Source organism: Thermogemmatispora aurantia (assembly GCF_008974285.1).
GTDB classification, from domain to species: domain Bacteria; phylum Chloroflexota; class Ktedonobacteria; order Ktedonobacterales; family Ktedonobacteraceae; genus Thermogemmatispora; species Thermogemmatispora aurantia.
On the sequence record NZ_BKZV01000001.1, the window covers coordinates 1,259,260 to 1,277,480 of the forward strand.

The 18,221-nt window shown below is 60.2% G+C and carries 14 protein-coding genes and 1 pseudogene; 12 read left to right on the forward strand and 3 right to left on the reverse strand.

The features are described from left to right. Positions 1-890: 890 nt before the first annotated feature. A complete protein-coding gene (locus KTAU_RS04895; protein WP_151727285.1) occupies positions 891-1,610 on the forward strand; it encodes a universal stress protein in 720 nt (239 codons plus the stop codon). 177 nt (positions 1,611-1,787) lie between these two features. Here the strand turns inward: KTAU_RS04895 and KTAU_RS04900 are convergent, their stop codons facing one another. After that, the gene (locus tag KTAU_RS04900; protein WP_151727286.1) at positions 1,788-3,947 is read right to left on the reverse strand and encodes a thioredoxin domain-containing protein; all 2,160 of its coding nucleotides are present in this window, start codon (positions 3,945-3,947) and stop codon (positions 1,788-1,790) included. Positions 3,948-4,251: 304 nt separating this feature from the next. Here KTAU_RS04900 and KTAU_RS04905 point away from each other — a divergent pair, with 304 nt between their 5' ends. The 10 genes from KTAU_RS04905 (at position 4,252) to KTAU_RS04950 (ending at position 14,908) form a co-directional block, all read left to right on the forward strand. Then, on the forward strand, positions 4,252-4,944 hold the full coding sequence (locus tag KTAU_RS04905) for a hypothetical protein (RefSeq protein WP_069803854.1): 693 nt from the start codon (positions 4,252-4,254) through the stop codon (positions 4,942-4,944). Between the two features lie 263 nt (positions 4,945-5,207). Then, complete coding sequence (locus KTAU_RS04910; protein WP_151727287.1) at positions 5,208-6,038, forward strand: TetR/AcrR family transcriptional regulator; 831 nt, start codon at positions 5,208-5,210, stop codon at positions 6,036-6,038. After that, entirely contained in the window at positions 5,974-6,888 is a 915-nt protein-coding gene (locus KTAU_RS04915; RefSeq protein ID WP_151727288.1) for an ABC transporter ATP-binding protein, read from the forward strand. The genes KTAU_RS04910 and KTAU_RS04915 overlap by 65 nt, the downstream gene beginning before the upstream one ends. A 45-nt stretch (positions 6,889-6,933) precedes the next feature. Continuing rightward, positions 6,934-8,580 (forward strand): efflux permease Rv1217c-related protein, encoded by a 1,647-nt coding sequence (locus tag KTAU_RS04920; protein WP_170293065.1) that lies wholly within the window; start codon positions 6,934-6,936, stop codon positions 8,578-8,580. 316 nt (positions 8,581-8,896) lie between these two features. Further along, the gene (locus KTAU_RS04925) at positions 8,897-9,562 is read left to right on the forward strand and encodes a DNA-3-methyladenine glycosylase family protein (RefSeq protein WP_151727290.1); all 666 of its coding nucleotides are present in this window, start codon (positions 8,897-8,899) and stop codon (positions 9,560-9,562) included. Positions 9,563-9,600: 38 nt separating this feature from the next. Further along, complete coding sequence (locus KTAU_RS22255; RefSeq protein ID WP_170293066.1) at positions 9,601-11,028, forward strand: DnaJ domain-containing protein; 1,428 nt, start codon at positions 9,601-9,603, stop codon at positions 11,026-11,028. A gap of 179 nt (positions 11,029-11,207) precedes the next feature. Continuing rightward, positions 11,208-11,981: a glycosyltransferase family 2 protein gene (locus tag KTAU_RS04935; RefSeq protein ID WP_151727291.1), complete on the forward strand. Its 774-nt coding sequence runs from the start codon at positions 11,208-11,210 to the stop codon at positions 11,979-11,981. Positions 11,982-12,159: 178 nt separating this feature from the next. Further along, positions 12,160-13,155, forward strand: coding sequence for a 2-hydroxyacid dehydrogenase (locus tag KTAU_RS04940; RefSeq protein ID WP_151727292.1), 996 nt, complete (start codon positions 12,160-12,162; stop codon positions 13,153-13,155). 209 nt (positions 13,156-13,364) lie between these two features. After that, positions 13,365-13,652, forward strand: coding sequence for a hypothetical protein (locus KTAU_RS04945; RefSeq protein WP_151727293.1), 288 nt, complete (start codon positions 13,365-13,367; stop codon positions 13,650-13,652). A 320-nt stretch (positions 13,653-13,972) separates the two neighbouring features. After that, complete coding sequence (locus KTAU_RS04950) at positions 13,973-14,908, forward strand: hypothetical protein (protein WP_151727294.1); 936 nt, start codon at positions 13,973-13,975, stop codon at positions 14,906-14,908. A gap of 146 nt (positions 14,909-15,054) precedes the next feature. Here KTAU_RS04950 and groL read toward each other — a convergent pair whose 3' ends face one another. Together groL and groES are read right to left on the reverse strand one after the other, a co-directional pair. Further along, positions 15,055-16,683, reverse strand: coding sequence for a chaperonin GroEL (gene groL, locus KTAU_RS04955; RefSeq protein WP_112429457.1), 1,629 nt, complete (start codon positions 16,681-16,683; stop codon positions 15,055-15,057). Positions 16,684-16,798: 115 nt separating this feature from the next. Next, positions 16,799-17,089, reverse strand: a complete 291-nt coding sequence (groES, locus tag KTAU_RS04960) for a co-chaperone GroES (RefSeq protein ID WP_052887780.1) — start codon at positions 17,087-17,089, stop codon at positions 16,799-16,801. A gap of 829 nt (positions 17,090-17,918) precedes the next feature. Between groES and KTAU_RS22505 the strand changes: the two are divergent. Continuing rightward, a pseudogene (locus tag KTAU_RS22505) lies at positions 17,919-18,035 on the forward strand (hypothetical protein); the annotation flags it as partial. Positions 18,036-18,221 lie beyond the last annotated feature (186 nt).

Sequence of the window (18,221 nt, forward strand, 5' to 3'; positions counted from 1 at the left end):
CTGGCTTGGCAGGCACCAAGAATAGCACTGGAACGATGCGCTGGGCGACCGGGCTTCCCCCTGGACCCAGTCCATTGACATTGCTCATGGCGGAGACCACTCCTCGACAGGATTCAGCTGCCTGAAGGGCCTGAACTCTGCTATAGAAGCGGCTTGAAGCTCTTGTGGCTTCTTTAAAAAACAGCTATACTATCGTATAGAGAGTGTACGGTCCCTTCTCAGGACAGGCTATGTCGCAGCTAACCAGCTCAGTGTGAACTACTCCACACATTCAACGGCGGGGTGAGAGCAGAAACATGCGAGTAGCGCCGACGAGGAAGGAACCGCAGCAGGCGCTGTCTTCTCAGTCGACTGGCTGGCTGTCTGCCACCTTCCACGCAGGCCAGGTACGGCGCGCAAGGACATGGCTGAGCAATGAGTGACCAGACAACGACGGCGTTCCATAAGCGTTGATCTTTTCTATAGTGGTCTCCTGCCACACAAGCAGCTAGCGACAAAAGCGACGAACCCGGTCAGGAAGCTGGTCGCCAGGAGGAGTCAGGAAGGAAGCCAGGAAAAGAAGAGGTACTACCGGCTAAGGTGGTGGCGAAGCGAGCGCCGCGCGAAGAAGAGAGGATGAGGGTATGTGGTATCACACGAGGCAGGCAGCAGAACAGCAGGCAGGCGAATCAGTCAGTAACAAGCTGATGAGCCAGCCGCGGTGTCAGGCGCTTTCCGCCCCTTGTCCCCGCTCGGATAGAGAATTTCTCTGGTGAGATACGCAGTAACAGTACCACAGTATTAGCCCAGCCCAACGCTGGATGTCCGGGCCACTGATCCCCGCTGAGTGAGAAACCGAACCCAGAAGATGGGGTGGCCATCTTCGGGTGACCTTCGGGAGTACAGTAGCCATGAACAGGCATATCTTGCTTGGTATCGATCCCGCGATCTCTCCGGCCACCAGGCAGGCGATCACGAAAGTCAGAGAGCTGGTTGAGCAGGCTCCGGCCTTTCACGTGATTCTCCTGACGGTCATTCCTATCCCCTATACCGCTTCTCCCTCGCTTGGCATGTATGTTGGCCAGATTCAGCCCCTACCGATCACCACCGAACAGCGCCGCGAAGCCGAGGAGGTGCTCAAGCGCGCCCGACTAGAATTCCAAAAATACACCATCTCCTCTGAACGTATCGAGATGATGATTCGCGTCGGTGAGCCGGCGGGAGAGATCGTCAGGGCTGCGCGTGAGCTGGGCGTCGATCTGATCGTCGTCGGAAGCCGCGGCGAGGGTTTTCGTCACAAACTGCGACGCTTGCTCGTCGGCAGCATCTCCCGCCGTGTCTTAGCGCTTGCCCCCTGCCCGGTGATGATCGTGATGGCGCCGCCGATCGCCCAGCCAGGCGACCTAGTGGCCTGGTATCGCAAGGCCCTGACCGCTTACCTGGAGGAGCAGACCGGCGCTCTGGCTGTTTTCACTCCCCAGCAGGTCGCCACGATGTTTCTGCCAGCCAGCAAGAAGAAGGCTGGTAGAAAGGAGGTTGCCGCGGCTACGCTCGCGCTTGAACATCTCGTCAATAGTGGCAGGCTCTGCCGTCACGAGGTGGAAGGCCAACTGCGCTATGTCAATGACTAAGCCTGGCAGCCCGCTATCTGCCTCTTTTAGGTACTGGCCTCGACCTATGTCGGGCCTGCTCAGCTTTCTGCGACTCTACTATGTGCATCAGCACGTGTTCCGGGCACTGTGGATCAACGAAGCGGGAGCCGGTCCACAGTGCCCTGTCTTTCCTCACTCAGCCTTGGCAGAAGGACATTAGCGATTCAACTCGTCGAGCTGGGCCTGCAAAGCCTCTGGTGTTGTCACCGGCGCCTGACAGGCAAAATGTTGGCAGACGTAAGCTGTCGCCCGTCCATTCTGCTGGGGTCGCTCTGCCAGGAGCGGGATGAGAGCGGCGGCACGCTCCTGCGTGGTACCAGGTGCCACACAGGCGAGGACACTGTTGGGTCGATAGCGGCGGTTGACCACAGCCAGCAGAGCGGCTGTTTCTTCAGCCTGCGGGTCGCCAATGATGGCGATCTCACGCTCGGGCGAGAGGGCAAAGTCAAGCGCTCCCAGCAGATGACCAAAGGCCTGTGGATGCTGCGTCATGATATCAGCCAGGGCTTGCAGATAGCTCTCGGCCACCTGGCGATAGCGCGCCTCTCCAGTGAAAGCGGCGAGGCGCAGCAGGACCTCGGCGGCGACGCTGTTGCCCGCCGGTGTAGCGTTATCCATAATCTCCTTGGGACGGCTGATCAGCGCCTCCTGGTCGCTGCCGGTGTCGAAGAAGCCACCATTCTCGCTATCAGCAAAGAGGCGCAGGGCTTCCTCCATCAGGCTGCGCGCTTCACTGAACCAGCGCAGCTCGAAGCTGGCTTCGTAGAGGGCCAGCAGACCATCCGCCAGAAAGGCATAGTCCTCCAGATAGCCAGCCAGATGGGCCCGTCCATCCTTCCAGGTACGTTGCAGGCGCCCATCCCTGCGCAGCGCCGTCAGCAGAAAGTCAGCATTGCGCTCGGCTACGTGCCGGTAATCGCTACGCCCGAGATAGCGCGCGGCCTCGGCGAAGCTGCGCAGCATCAGCCCATTCCAGGCCGTCAGGACCTTTTCATCGCGTCCCGGCTTGACGCGCTGCTCCCGTGCCGCCAAGAGAAGCGCGCGGCCCTTCTCCAGAGCCTGCTCCAGACGCTCTCGACTGACCCCGAGACGCTCAGCCACCCGCTGGGCATCAGGCTCGGGCACGTGGAGAATGTTCTTGCCTTCAAAGTTGCCGCGCGGGGTCACGCCATACCAGGCCATGAACAGCTCCCCTTCCTCGCCAGGCAGTAGGCGGGCAATCTCCTCGGCCTGCCAGAGATAGAACTTGCCTTCTTCCCCTTCGCTGTCTGCGTCCTGGGTTGAGTAGAAGCCCCCTTCTGGCGCCGTCATTTCCCGCATGACGTAGTCAAGGGTCTCTTCGGCAATGCGTCGGTAGAAGGGGTTGCCCGTGACCAGGTAGGCATGCAGGTAGAGGCGGCTGAGCAGGGCGTTGTCGTAGAGCATCTTTTCGAAATGAGGCACCAGCCAGCGGGCATCAACGGAGTAGCGATGAAAACCACCGCCAAGCTGGTCGTAGATGCCGCCGCAGGCCATGCGGCGCAGCGTCTGCTCAACGATCTCCAGCTCCGAGCGCTCCCCTTCCTTCGCCGCTGGCAGCTCGCCGGCGGCGCGATGCAGGTGCACGCGCAGGAGAAATTCCAGAGCCATGCTGTTGGGAAACTTGGGAGCACCGCCAAAGCCGCCATTGACGGGGTCAAATTCGGCGGCCAGTTCGCTCGCAGCATTGGCCAGGAGTTCAAGCTGCGGCAAGACCTGCCCTTGACTGCGACGCAAGAGGGGCGCGCTGCTGCGCTCGCGCAGGTATTCGGCCAGGCGCTCGGCCTGCTCCTCAACTTCCTGGCGCCGATTCTGATAGGCGTCGGCGAGAGTCAAGAGCACTCGCGGGAACCCGGCCATCACTTGCCCGCCATAGCGCCGGTCCTCGGGCGGGAAGTAGGTTCCTCCAAAGAAGGGCCTGCCATCGGGCGTTAGAAAGACGTTGAGAGGCCAGCCTCCCTGACCGGTCAGCGCCTGGACGGCCTGCATGTAAATGGCGTCGAGATCGGGCCGCTCCTCACGGTCAACTTTGATAGGCACAAAGTGACGGTTGATGAGGGCCGCAATCTCTGCGTTTTCAAATGACTCACGCTCCATGACGTGACACCAATGGCAGGCGGAGTAGCCGATGCTGAGAAAAATGGGCTTGTCTTCCTGTCTGGCTTTGTTGAGGGCTTCCTCCCCCCAGGGATACCAGTCCACCGGGTTGTGTGCGTGCTGCAGCAGATAGGGACTCGTCTCATGAATGAGACGATTGGTATGCTGAGCGCCTTGCGGCGCGTCGCTCGCTTCTGTCATGTTGCCTCCCGAGCATCTGCTCGCTTTACGTTTCAAGAATAGTCAGCTTGCCCCTTTAGATCTTCATTGTACGACATCAAGAGACGGGACAGGAGACCGCACAGCCCCTTCGCTAGGCCGGAGTGTACCTTGCACTTTTCTCCCTGGATACCGACAGCAAGCTGCCTGGGGACCAAGCGGTTCCCCTGCACGTCTAAGCAGCAGATCGTTCCTTTCCCGTGACGCTTCTCCAGTTGTAGCTATCTGCCAGGCCCGTTTCATGGAGAATAGAAACGTAAACGTTATCTCAGAGGTAGTCCATAATATGAAAGAAAAGCTCGCTTCATATTTTTCTGCTATATTTGCCGCCCTGGTGGCCTCGCTACTGGTCGTCATGCTCTCTTCCTGCCAGACCCCCGCCGCACAGCACTCCTCAAGCAGTCCAGAGGCTGAGGCGTCTCTCAATATCCACCTGATAGTCGATCGCTATGAGTTCAATTCGCCGGCGAGCATGTGCACCAGCATCCTGACCGCCGAGGTTCAAACCGTGAGCTACGGAAAAAGCCGCTGGAACACCCCCGACGGCTTGCGACCACACATGGCGCCAGCTTCCCATAGCTCGCTCGCCGAGACGCTCGTGGCAGAGGGCTATCGCATCTACACCCCTGTTCATTTCGGCACGATGAGAATCCTCCACGATCGGCGGCGGCAAGCGACGCAGGCCTTTGTTACGGTCGGTGGCCAGGTGGGATCAGATCAGTTCTGGATCATTGGGTTTCCACAGCTTCAACCGAATGGCCACTATGTGCTTGTTTTCGCCCCCGGTCTTCAACCGCCGCGAGGCCGCCAGGAAAGCTGGCTGGAGGTCTATGACGCCTTCCCCGTCGACGCCCACGGGATCGTGACCCTCCAGCAACCCGGCGCCCCCGCTGAGCCTGGACCAGGTCAGCCACAGCCAGCGGTCCAGGTCGCTCTCAGTCTCAGCTCCCTGCAACAGCACCTGGCGAACTGCAATTAAAATAGCTTTGGCTTTGATCGGCGCTGCCTTCAGGCCCTCTGCCCCCGGGCGGGAGCAGAGGGCCTCTCTCCTCGACAGCGATCACCGGCTTCGCTCAAGATAGCAGCCGCTCCCTCCGCTAGCACTGGCGCAGCCCCTGCCTTTCTGTCTCTCGCCCTCCCCTTGACTTTCTTGCCACAATGGATTATTCTCTAATCAGAATTTTTTGACTGTTCTTATTTATTCAGTCATTTAGTCAATAAAAACAAGGGAGGCCAGGAACAGTGGCAGGCCAGTCAGATCAGCCTCCGCGGCGGCGTGGCAGGGCGCCTACCTCTCCCCAGAAACGCCGAGCGCGGGCCGAGCGCATCCTTAACGCTGCTGTCAAGCTCATCGAGCGCTGGGGCTACGATAAGACGACCATCGATGACATCGCGCACGAGGCCGGGGTTGCCAAAGGGACCATCTATCTCCACTGGAAGACACGCGAGGACCTCTTTATGTCGGTGATTATGCGCGAGGCCCTGGCCGTGATCGAATCACTGCAGCAGTATATCGTTGAGAATGCTGATAGCTTTGCCTTCCATACGCTTTTTCCCTATGCCTTTCTGCGCTACCAGGAGCGTCCGCTGGTGAAGGCGCTGCTGACCAACGATGTCAGTCTGCTCGGCTCGATGGCGCAGCATGACTATCTGCAGGGGAACTCGATCGCTCGCCGCAAAGTGCTTTTTGCTCATGCCATTCTGGCGCAGATGCAGGAGGAGGGTTTGCTGCGTTCAGACCTGAGCCTCAAGCGCCTAGAATACATGCTGACAGCCCTCTTTATGGGCTATATGACGCTCGACCCGCTCTGGCCGGAAGAAGAACGCCTTCCGCTTGAGCAACAGGCTCAGGATCTGGGCGAGGCCATTCGCCGAGCCTTGGAAAACCAGCAGCTACCGCCCCCAGAGAAGCGCCGCCGGCTGGCCTACACAGTCAATGAGCATATCGAAAGCTTCGTGATAGCCATTCGCGCTTATCTCAGCCAATATATGGAAGGAGAAACTTATCATGACGGCACTGATTCAAGCCAGCGGCCTGACGAAGTACTACGGTCGCAGCCGCGGCATTCTTGATCTGACCTTTGAGATCGAGGAGGGTGAAATCTTCGGTTTTCTCGGCCCCAACGGCGCCGGCAAAACCACCACCATCCGCACGCTGATGGGCTTCCTGCGTCCCTCGGCGGGCCGCGCCACCATCGCCGGCCTGGATTGCTGGTCGCAGGCGCCTGCCGTCAAGCGGCTCGTGGGCTACCTGCCCTCGGAGTTCGCCTTTGATCCCGGGCTGACAGGGGCCCAAATCCTGACCTACCTCGGCCACCTGCGCGGCGGCGTTGACCGCTCCTACGTGCAGCAGCTCTGCGAGCGACTGGACTTCGATCCTGGCAAGCGCTTCCGCGAGTATTCGCGTGGCAACCGCCAGAAGCTGGGCCTGATCCAGGCCTTCATGCATCGTCCACGCTTGCTTATCCTGGATGAGCCGAGCAGTGGCCTCGATCCCCTCAACCAGCAGGAGTTTTACCGCATGCTGCGGGAAGTACAGAGCGAGGGACACACGGTCTTCCTCTCCTCGCACATCCTGCCCGAGGTTGAGCAGACCTGCAGCCGCGTTGGCATCATCCGCGATGGGCGCCTCGTCGAGGTGAACGAGGTGAGCCGGCTCAAGCACATGCGGCAGCAGACAGTCGTCATTAGCTTTCCTGGGCCTGCCTCACCGGAGTGGTTCCAGGGGCTGCCGGGCGTGGCCGCCGTCCGCCTCAATCGCGACGGTCGCGAGCTGCATCTTGACGTCCAGGGCGAGCTGCAGGCAGTTATCAAGGCAGCCGCCGCCCACGATGCTCTCAGCCTCTCAACCCAGGAGCCAAGCCTCGAAGAGATCTTTCTGCGCTTCTATCAGGTCGACCAGCCGGTTGCCGCTGGCCGCTAAATGTCATTGTCCGCTTTCTGGCGGCCAGGACGGGAGGGAACAGCTATGCTGCGTACAATCTGGCTGAAAACGTTGCGCGAGTACTGGATCGCAGTCCTCTGCTGGGGCCTCGGCCTGGGATTGCTGATCTATGCTATGTATGCCACCGCTCAGGATGCTCTCAGCGCTGGTGTCACGCAGATTTATCAGTCCTTTAGCTTCTATGGCGATCAGGTGGCGCTCAACACTATTCCCGGCTATGTCACCTTTCGCGTCTTTGGCACGACCTTGCCAGCCTTTCTGGCCATCTGGGCCATCCTGGCCGGCGCCCGCCTGGTACGCGGGGACGAGGAGCGCGGCACGCTCGATGTCCTGCTCTCGCAGCCGCTGGCTCGGATACGCCTCTTGCTGGAAAAGCTGCTTGCGCTCATGCTAGCCATCCTTGTGATGATGCTTATCATTAGCCTCTTTATTCTGCTCGGCCAGCTCAGCGCCAAGCAAGCAGCTGACTACCCGCGTGCCTTGCTGACGGCTCTCAACGTCGGCCTGTTTGAACTGATCTTTGCCTCCATCGCCCTGCTGATTTCGCAGTTCGTGCGCTGGCGCGGTGCCGCTGCCGGCTGGACGGCAGCGGTCCTGGTGATCATGTTCGTGTTTGATAGTGTCGGGCGAGTTCAGCACGATTTCGACTGGTTGCGCCGCTTATCGATCTTCTACTACTACAATGCTAATAAGCCTCTGATTCCCTCGGTGGCCACCAACTGGGGAGCCTTGACGCTGCTTGTCCTGCTGGCAGCGGTCTTGATCGTCGCCAGTGCCTTGCTCTTTGCCCGGCGCGATCTGGGCGGCGTGGCGTTTCAGCTCGCCCTCAATGGACAACGGCAACCGGCGACGGTCGAGCGCGCCCGTGCGCTGGCGCGCGCCGCTGGCGATCCCTTCTTGCGCTCGCTGGGTCTGCGCACCCTGCGCGCGCAGTTCACCGCCCTCTTCTGGTGGACGGTGATCACGCTCTTCTTCGTCGAATTTTTGACCGCTCTCATTCCCAGCCTGTTGGACGTCTTCAGGAAGGCAGTTGCAGGCAATGCCGTGATGAGCCAGCTCTTTAGCGGCTACAACGTCGCTACTAACCAGGGCTTTCTGGGAGCGACCGTCTTCGCGTTTGTCCCTGTGGCCCTGACCATCTTCGCCTTGACGCTGGCCTCCAGCTGGAGCCGCGACCTTGACAACAACCGCCTGGAGATCATCCTGAGCATGCCGCAGTCGCGTCTCCGCTTGCTCGCAGAGCACACTTCGGCTGTCATCCTGGCCTCACTGATTCCTCCACTGTTGATGTGGCTCAGTCTCCTGGTAACGGCCAACATCATTAATCTGCGCATCGATGTCAGCGACACGGCTGCCGCCTGCTTCAGTATGCTGCCGCTGGAGTGGCTGACCGCCGCCCTGGTCTACCTCCTGGCGACGCGCCTCCCCTCGGGCCTGACCACGGGCCTCATCAGCGTGTTCCTGGCTCTCTCCTTCCTGATGGAGTTCCTGCAGCCGATGCTGAAGCTGCCCGAGTGGCTGATCAATCTCTCGATTTTCCATCTCTACGGTAGCCCAATTACCGAAGGCTGGCGCTGGGGACCTACGCTGACCATTCTCGGCCTGACCCTGGTTGTGGGGCTGGCCGCCTTCCTCCACTTCCGGCAGAGCAGCCTCGTGGCCAGGGCCTGAGTGAGACGGCTGGCTCCCCCACACCGGCGGAGGAGAAGCAGAGTTCTCCTCCGCCTCTCGTCCGCTACCTGAACCGCGCGCCTCTACTCCTGACGCAGCCCTCCTCTCTCGCCCTACGCCAGACGGGAGGCGCCAGCGGCAGAAAGCCGGCATGTGCTACAATATCTGCGGAGAGCCGAGCTGAGACACCTCGATGCGCTCTCCATCCGGCGCTTCGCCTCTATCGGCTGTGCCGTTCGCCTCAGCGGTCAGCCTTTGGGCAGGCATGAAGCAAGCGACCGAAACTAGAGCGTTGAGCGAGCAGAAAGACGGACGAATGACTATCCAGCAAACTTGGACTGATGTTGTCGCTGCAGCTACCCTGGCGCTGAAAGCTGGTGATCCTGTCCTGGCCAGCGCGATTGAGCGCGTGGGGCCATGCACCCTGGTACCGGACCCCAACCTTTTCGAGGCGCTGGTCGATGCCATCATTTCACAGCAGATTTCTATCCAGGCCGCCGACGCGATCATGGCACGCTTGCGTGCTCTGCTTCCTCCCGGCCCCCTTCAGGCCCAACCTCTGGTGGCCCTCGCTGAGCGGCAGCTGCAGGCCGCAGGCCTCTCTTCGCAGAAGATCAGCTACATACGCGATCTCTGTGCACGTGTCCTGAGCGGTGAGCTTGATCTGCAGCAGATCCCGGCGCTTGACGATGAGGCCGTTATCCGTGCGCTGACCGCTGTCAGGGGCATCGGACGCTGGACAGCAGAAATGATCTTGATCTTTTCCTTGGGGCGCCTTGATGTCTGGCCCGTTGACGATCTGGGTCTGGCTGAGGGTCTCCGCCTCCTCTACGCGCTGGAACGGCGCCCAACGCGCAAGGAATTGCTGGCCTTTGGCGAGCGCTGGCGGCCCTATCGCACCGTCGCAACCTGGTATATTTGGCGCACACGGCGCCTGTCGATGCAAAGCAACCGCGCCAAAACACGTATTGTATCGCTCTAGTACCACCCGCTTACTTTCAGCAGGCAACAGAGTCGGTCATGGAAAGGGACGAACTGGAAAACTACTACGCCATTCTGGGCGTACCAGCGGATGCTGATCAGGAGACGATCAAGCGCGCCTATCGACAACTGGCACGGCGCTACCATCCTGATCTGGCCGGCCCCGAGGGGGCAACCCAGATGAAGCGTATCAACCGGGCCTATGCAGTCTTGAGCGACCCGCAGAAGCGGCAGCAATACGATGTAGCCTTGGGGGGAATGCTGGATGTGCGCAACGGCCAGCTGCGACCTCGCCGGCGCCCACAGCGCGTCGATCCACAGGAGGAGCTGGAGTTTGCCAGCCTGAGCATCTTCAGCACGCGCGGCCCCTTGCGCGCTGGTGCCCGCCTGCAGACGTCCCTGGGAGTGATCTCGGCCTTGGGCAGCGTCCAAACGAGGGATAACGATCTCTACATAGCCGCCGGCACTCTGGATGGCCAGGGAGCCATTTGGAGCCTGGCCCACGGCACTCAGCTCTCTCAGTTTCGCACTGATCCCGCTCTGACAGTCGAATCGCTGCGTGAACTGCGCTTTTCGCCGCACGGAGAGTTGCTGGCCGGCTGGGGGCGCCTTGGCCTGCACGTCTGGAATACACAGAGCGGCTCGCTGGTCTGGAGCTATCCCTTGCAGCAGCGCACTGTCTTCGACCATTACACGCTCGATCTGGCTTTCGTGGAGGAAGGAAGCGCTCCTAAGCCGCCGGCGGAATCGACAACGGATTCTTCCTATCTGAGCCTGCGCCTCGCCCTTCCCTATCAGGCTGAGGACCCGCGCACCCCGCGTAAAGTGGGAGTGCGCGCTACCGATGTCCTGCTTTACCAGCCCGGGCAGAGCACCACCCCCCAGGAGAACCTGGTCTGCATCGAAGAGGAAATCGAGAAGCGGCAGTTTTGGGCAATTCGCCTGCGCGCCCTCTCGCGCGATACGCGCTCCTTACTGACGCTCTCCTGTGGGCATAGCCCGGGCAGTCAGGAGGAGGTAATCGTCGTCCGGCGCTGGGACCTTATGGCCCGCACACGCTTCGGGAACCGCCCACGTCCGCGCATTGTCACCTCTGTGCTGGCCGGAGCGTGTAGCGATTGTGCCCCACCCTATGCCGTCACGCCTGATCTACAGACAGTGGTTTTCGCAGCGCGACAGGAGCGTAATCGCGTGCGAGTACAGGACCTGCGGGCCGCCACCTACTACGATCTCGCCGTCGGCCCTCTGGGAGGCACCTCACGTCTGGCGCTTTCCGACGACGCCAGCTGGCTGGCTGTGGCCCGTGAGGATAGTGAGATCAACGAGGGCGTGGTAGAGCTTTGGTCGCTGACAACCGGGCAGCTCGTCCAGAAGCTCTACCATCCGTGGCAGATCAGCGCCCTGCATTTTGCCGGTCGTCGTCTGCTCGTTGCTTTGACCGATAGCACGATTCAGCTGTGGGAATGAGCAGAGAGACCAGGCCCACTATTCATCAGGTCTGAGGCCGGGTCAGGAGAAAAAGCTCTACTCCTTGCGCACTACTATCCAGCGGATGGTCATCCTGGATAAGGAGAGGAGCATGAACGGCAGCATGCGCCTCCCATACTCTCCACTCTGCAGCGTCGGGAAGTGAGGTTACTGCAAGCATGCGCGTTTCGGTGGTTGTGCCTGTCTACAACGAGGAAGCCACAGTGGCCAGACTTCTGGAGGCCCTGGCCAGACTTCCCCTCGATCTGGAAGTGATCATAGTTGACGATGCCTCCTTCGACCATACCTGGGACATCTTGCAGACACTGCGCCAGCAGCCACCCTTTGATCGCTACCGCTACGTACGCCACAGCACCAATCAGGGGAAAGGCACAGCCCTGCGCACAGGCTTCAGCTATGTCACGGGCGACCTGGTCCTTATCCAGGATGCCGATCTGGAGTATGATCCACAGGATATCCCTCGGCTCGTGGAGCGCTGGACCACGGCGGGTCAGCCGCTCGCAGCCGTTTACGGCTGCCGTAATCTCTCTCAACAGCCCTGGCTGACACGCTGGGGCAATCGCTTTTTGACTGTGATCACTAATCTGCTCTACGGCTGCCGCCTCTCCGACATGGAAACTTGCTACAAGCTCATGCCACGCGCTGTGGTGCAGGCCCTCCCTCTCCAGGGACGCCGTTTCGAGATTGAGCCAGAGATCACCATCTACCTGGTGCAGGCCGGCCTTACCATCCTGGAGGTCCCCATTCGCTATACTCCTCGCCAGGCCAAAAAACTCTCTCCCTGGCGAGACGGATGGCCCGCCCTCCTTATGCTCCTGCGCCGCCGTCTGGCGAAACCGTTCCACCTCCCGGCTGCCCTGACCTGTCAGCAGACCGCTAGCACGGACGATCAGACGGATCAGACGAGAGGCTTGTCAGAGGTTATACAATAAAAAGAAAGTTCTATCCGGCATGGCTAGCGGTCACAATCAGACTGCATCAGCTCATCTGTAAAGTGGGGCGCCCCATACATAGGCAAGGCCTCCCAGCTTCAACTCGTTCAGGCAGACCACTGCCCCAGCAAGTCAGCAGCAGCAGCAACAAAGCAAGTAAGATCGGCAGGAGAGTGCTATGGCAGAACGTCCCAAAATCCTTGTGACCCAGCGTGTACCTGATGTTGCCTATCCGCCTCTGGAGGCCATCGGCGAGGTAGAAGCCAACATGGAGGAGGGCCTGATCTGGCCCTACGAAGAGCTGCTCCGCCGCGGCCCCGGTCATGACTATATTTTTTGTCTGCTCACCGACCAGATCGACGCCCGCTTTCTGGAGGCTTGCGCCTCGGCCACACCACGCCTGAAGATGGTGGCCAACATGGCCGTTGGTTACAACAATATCGATGTCGAAGCAGCCACCCGCCTCGGTATAGCCGTCAGCAACACCCCGGGCGTCCTCTCCGATACTACCGCCGACCTGGCCTTCGGCCTGCTGATCGCCGTGGCTCGTCGTATCCCCGAGGCTGAGCGCTTTGTGCGCGCCGGTAAGTTCAAAGGCTGGGGTCCCCTGCTCTTCTGTGGCGTCGATGTTCATCACGCAACTCTGGGCCTGATCGGCGCCGGACGCATCGGGAAAATCGTCGCCAAGCGCGCCAGCGGCTTCGAAATGCGCGTCCTCTACTATGATGTCTACCGCTTGCCACCCGAGGAGGAGGCCACCTATCATCTCACTTATGCCCCGCTGGACGAGCTGCTGCGTGAGTCCGACTTCGTCAGTATTCATACACCCTACCTGCCTTCGACCCATCACCTGATCGGCGAACGAGAGCTGTCATTGATGAAGCCCACGGCCTACCTGATTAATACTTCTCGCGGGCCTGTCGTCGATGAGAAGGCCCTGGTGCGCGCCTTGCAGGCGAAGCAGATCGCCGGCGCCGGCCTGGATGTCTATGAGCACGAGCCAGCCATCGAACCAGAGCTTCTGACAATGGACAATGTGGTATTGCTGCCACATATTGCCAGTGCCTCCTACGCGACGCGTAACCAGATGGCGCTGATGGCCAGTAATAACATCGTCGCCTACCACGAGGGACGTCGGCCCCCGAACCTGGTTAACCCCGAGGTACTGGGCTAAGCTAAGCCTCAAGTAGACCTGATCGGCCAGCACCCAGGACAACCAGGAGGGGAAGGAGGCTCAAGCTACCCGGCTCCCGCTTCTGCCTACAGAAGCGGCGGCGGGGTAGATGAAAAGGGAATCTCATTTGCCGCAGCACAGTTGACTTTTGCTGCAGACTCTTCTACTATGTCTTTAGCGGTCTGTCATCCTATCTGGACAGGAGGAAAGTGAGTGAGAGGATTCCCAGAGAGGGGGACCAGCGGACGGTGAAGCGCACGGGAAGATTGCTCGCTAAGGAATCCGGCCTACGGGCCTCTATTGGCGGTGAGGAGCATCCTTATGTGCGTTGTGTCATTGCCGACCTCAACGACCCGAAACGTCATTTCGATTGCCGCGTGCTTGATGAGCAGGATCTGCCAGTAGCCATTGGCGAGTTGATCACCCTGGAGGTCATCAGGGCTATCACCGATCGTCGCAGTGGACAGGTCCGCTTTGACTGCCGTTGGGTCCGATAGCTCAGCTCATGGCCCTGGGCAGCCGGGTGAGTGACACCCCACTGGTCAGCAGCCCTAACCAACCCGTTTGGAGTGAGCCGAGCCGCACGGATCAGGCAAGGATGCACTATCCACCGGGGAAGGAGCCGGTTTACAAGCCGAGATAGCTCTCGCTGGCTAGTCAATCAGCAACCGGTCGAGCGTGAGGGAGAGGCGCCGGAGCACAGCAGGATGTCAGACCTCGTCCCGGTTGCAGCCATTCTATCCATCCATCTCTTGCACAGACTGCATTCTCCGACGACAGCAGCTGTTGTCGGAACGAACATGAGAGAGGTGCAGCCATGACCTGCACGCAATGCAAGTTAGAACTACCAGTCTATGCCGTGGTCTGTCCTCAGTGCGGCGCAGCGGTCTCATCAGGGACATCAACATATTACTCGTATCTTCCCGCCGATACACCTGCCTGGCCGCGCGACCCGCGCGAAGCCTCAGGTCCCTCGCTGCTGGTCAACAACGCTGCTGTGCAGACTGCAGCCGCTGCTTTACCCGCCCAGGCTCGACCAGGGGCGCGTCCCAACCGCTGGCTCACAGCGATCGCCGTCCTACTCCTGAGCTGTCTGCTCGGCGCCGGTTTTACGGTGGGACTACTCTGGGTCCACGGCTATTTTGCCCCCAAGGCTCCCGTGCGCAGCGTTCGGATTCCCAGCCAGGCGCCGGCGGCGACCGCCACCGCCACAGCAGGCACCCAGAACTCGACCACGAACGTTCTGCCCACGCCATCCTCCTTCAAGCCTTTGAGCAATGCCAGTAGTCAGTCTCTGGGCCTGACCTTGAGCCTGCCCCAGGACTGGGTCGAGGGCCAGCTCAATACGTCCACTAGCGGAGTGAAAACGCTCACGCTCGATCCCCCTCAGAGTCTCTCAGTTCCTTTGAGCCTGCTGATTGTCCAATTTCCTAGCGATGCCAACCAGGCGTTTCCCAGCGCGCACGATCTTGACCAGTTTCTGATTCAGAACTTCGCTCAGGCCACCAGCCTGAGCAACCCGCAAGCCCTGACCAATACCCCACAGACACGCACCGTCGGGGGCCAGGACTGGAGCGAGGATGACGTGAGCTTCCCTCTGAACAACAACCAAAGCTTGCACCTCGTCACCTTGAGCGTCATGTACAAGCAACATTACTACAGCCTTCAGTTTTATGCCAGCAATGACGTCTTTGACGAGGCGATGCAAAAGTACTATAACCCGATGCTCGACTCGCTGCACTTTACCGCCTGAGCAAGGGCCGGGCGGGAGAGGCAGCCAGCTCACTAACAGCCAACGAGGCCCTCATCCTTTCCCAAAGACAGGGGGGAAGAGGGCCTCGTACAGTCTAACACCCTGTTCCCGTCCCAGAGAACCAGGGTGAAGCGGTTCGCCGAGCGCTAGTACTCAGGCATAGAAGGAGCAGCAGCCGCTTTCTCTTTCTCAGGCACGTCGGTGATGAGGGCCTCTGTCGTCAGGATCATGGCGGCGATGCTGGCCGCATTCTGCAGGGCTGAGCGGGTCACCTTGGCCGGATCAGTAATGCCGGCGGCAATCATGTCCTCATAGCGATCGAGCAGGACATTGTAGCCATAGTTGCGATTGTTATGCTCGCGCTGGGCACGCAGAATGCCCTCGACCACGACCGAGCCATCCTTGCCACCGTTGATGGCGAGCTGGCGCACCGGCTCCTCCAGGGCGCGGCGCAGGATCTTCACCCCGGTCGCGGCGTCACCAGTCAGTTCCAGCTTGTCCAAAGCCTCGATCGCATTGAGCAGGGCCACACCACCGCCGGGAACGATACCTTCCTCAACGGCGGCCCGGGCCGCCGACAGGGCGTCCTCCACGCGCGTCTGGCGATACTTCTGCTCCACCTCTGAGCCGGCCCCAACCTTGATCAGGGCCACGCCGCCGGCCAGCTTCGCCAGGCGCTCCTGCAGCTTCTCACGATCGTAGTCGCTGGTCGTCTCCTCGATCTGGGCCTTGATCTGACGGATGCGGGCCTGGATATCAGCGGGATTGCCACGGCCCTCGACGATGGTCGTCGTATCTCTGGTCGCCACCACACGGCGGGCCTGGCCTAGATCGGCCAGCGTCACCGAATCGAGGCGGCGGCCCATCTCCTCACTGATCACCTGGCCGCCAGTCAGCGCTGCGATATCGCGCAGCATCTCCTTACGACGATCGCCGAAGCCTGGGGCCTTCACGGCCAGCACATTCAGCACCCCACGCACCTTATTCACCACCAGCGTCGCCAGGGCATCCCCATCAACATCCTCGGCGATGATCACCAGCTCGCGTCGACCCTGCTGTGTGATCTTCTCCAGCACCGGTAGAATGTCGGCCACGGCGCTGATTTTGCGATCGGTAATCAGGAGATAGGGATTCTCAATGGCGGCTTCCTGCTTCTCGCTATTGGTCACGAAGTAAGCCGAGACGAAGCCCTTATCAAGCTGCATACCCTCGACAAACTCCGTCTCGAAGCTGGTACCGCGCGAGGCCTCAACGGTGATCACGCCATCCTTGCCGACCTTGTCCATCACATCGGCGATCAGCCTGCCAATCGTCTCATCTGCCGCGGAGTTCGTCGCAATATGAGCGATGTCCTCACGCGTCTGCACCGGGACAGCAACCGAACGAATGTAGTCGACGACAGCCTCGGTGGCGCGATCGATACCATATTTGAGCTGCATTGGATTGGCACCAGCGGCCAGATTCTTCAAGCCTTCCGTGACGATGGCCTGCGCCAGGACGGTGGCAGTCGTCGTGCCATCACCGGCGACGTCGTTGGTCTTGGTGGCCGCTTCTTTCAGGAGCTGGGCCCCCATATTCTCAAAGGGGTCTTCCAGTTCGATCTCCTTGGCCACCGTGACGCCGTCGTGCGTAATGGAAGGAGCGCCGAACTTCTTATCGAGGGCGACGTTCCTCCCTTTGGGACCGAGGGTCACCTTGACCGCAGCCGCGAGAATGTCGATCCCTCGCTTCAGAGAACGACGCGCCTCACTGTCAAATACTAGCTGTTTCGCCATGTATCGATTGTTCCTTCCTCTCTATCTTGGCTAAGCGATCGGTTGGTCGATTACCACGCTCTCCTCTCATCGAGAGATGGGAGCTCCCAACATATGGGAGGCCTCACGGCGGGGATCAGCTCAGAACGGCGAGAATATCGCTCTCTTTCAGGACCAGGTACTCCTCTCCATCGAGCTTGAACTCGGTGCCACTGTACTTGGCAAAGAGCACACGATCGCCCTCGCGCACCTCCAACGCCGCCCGCTCACCATTATCCAGCAGCCGACCGCTCCCTACGGCGACGACGGTCCCTTCCTGGGGCTTCTCCTTGGCTGTATCAGGAATAACGATACCACTCTTAGTGACTTCTTCTTTGGCCGCGGGCTTCACCACCACGCGGTCGCCAACAGGACGGATCTTCGCCACGAACGTCTTCTCCCTTTCTTCCGCTAGTTTTTTTACCGCTTCTCTCTATGCAGGACCCTCGCGTATCTCGCGCACGTACACAAGCGAACAAAGGGGCTATCAGGCGGGCTTTCACTCTAATAGGAGAGCCTCGCTTCTCCTCGCCTGCCACCTCGCCTCGTCACAGGCCAGGCCGCTTTCCACTCATCGCTGCCCATGACCTCAGATTGGGCCTGGCGTGATGAATACTCCAGTCCCACTATCTGCGCGTTCGATCGGCAGCTGCATGATGGGGAGACAGCAGAACCGGGGGCCACCAGAGTCGACGAGCCTCTCACGAGCACCCTTCTAGCAGCTCAGGACGGGCTTGTTTCCATCCCGTGCGGCTGGGCAGAATCCTCCTCGTGCTCAGGCATGTAGTGGATTACGCCAGAGATATTGACTGAGCGATACTGTGAGTAGTCACAGTTGCAAGGGCCCCCCGCGGCACACCCGCTACAGCAATAAGCTTTGCCCTGCACGATCGTTGGAGACCAGCGAATCTCGATGTCGCAGTTCGCACAGCGCAGCGGCTGCGGTTGCGGCGCCCGCTGAGCACTCTGACCAGCGTTCCCTTGTGACCGATTGCTCGCTGCGTACATGGGTCCTCGCCTCTCCTTGCTGTCCAAGCAACACCTGAGCCTGCTTTGAGTATGCCACACCCCTCATTAGAGCTGTGTAGGAAAAGCATTAGAGAAGCGTAGGAAGAGTGTTAGAGAAGCGTTAGAATCCGGCCTGCCTGGCAAGCATCCCCGGGCATGCTTGGGCCCGCCTTCTCTTCCCCTGCTGTCGCTGAGCCTTTAGCCATCAGACTTTTTTCAGGAGTGGGACAGGTGGGGCCAGTGTGGTTGATCTCTTGGCTGGATCGTTCTATATAGAGTACCTGACTGATACGACGGGATCTGCAGCCTCTGCTGGGATCGCCTGAGACCAGTACCGTACCGACCGGGCTGGTGGCAGGATGCAACGTGCATCCTGCCGGCGGCAGTGGCAACCCTGCGCTCCGCTCATCGCGAGCAAGGCACCTCCGCTTGGGCGCTGACGCCATTACGCAGGCCTACTCTGCAGAAGCGAAGGTCGTCTTTTGGTGAGCCTAGCTGACTCTTGGAGAAGA

Coding starts and splice junctions, on each gene's coding strand:
- KTAU_RS04905 (WP_069803854.1), top strand. CDS start 4,252: ATGAAAGAAAAGCTCGCTTCATATTTTTCTGCTATATTTGCCGCCCTG.
- KTAU_RS04920 (WP_170293065.1), top strand. CDS start 6,934: ATGCTGCGTACAATCTGGCTGAAAACGTTGCGCGAGTACTGGATCGCA.
- KTAU_RS04925 (WP_151727290.1), top strand. CDS start 8,897: ATGACTATCCAGCAAACTTGGACTGATGTTGTCGCTGCAGCTACCCTG.
- KTAU_RS04940 (WP_151727292.1), top strand. CDS start 12,160: ATGGCAGAACGTCCCAAAATCCTTGTGACCCAGCGTGTACCTGATGTT.
- KTAU_RS04950 (WP_151727294.1), top strand. CDS start 13,973: ATGACCTGCACGCAATGCAAGTTAGAACTACCAGTCTATGCCGTGGTC.
- KTAU_RS04935 (WP_151727291.1), top strand. CDS start 11,208: ATGCGCGTTTCGGTGGTTGTGCCTGTCTACAACGAGGAAGCCACAGTG.
- KTAU_RS22255 (WP_170293066.1), top strand. CDS start 9,601: ATGGAAAGGGACGAACTGGAAAACTACTACGCCATTCTGGGCGTACCA.
- groL (WP_112429457.1), bottom strand. CDS start 16,683: ATGGCGAAACAGCTAGTATTTGACAGTGAGGCGCGTCGTTCTCTGAAG.
- KTAU_RS04900 (WP_151727286.1), bottom strand. CDS start 3,947: ATGACAGAAGCGAGCGACGCGCCGCAAGGCGCTCAGCATACCAATCGT.
- KTAU_RS04915 (WP_151727288.1), top strand. CDS start 5,974: ATGACGGCACTGATTCAAGCCAGCGGCCTGACGAAGTACTACGGTCGC.
- KTAU_RS04895 (WP_151727285.1), top strand. CDS start 891: ATGAACAGGCATATCTTGCTTGGTATCGATCCCGCGATCTCTCCGGCC.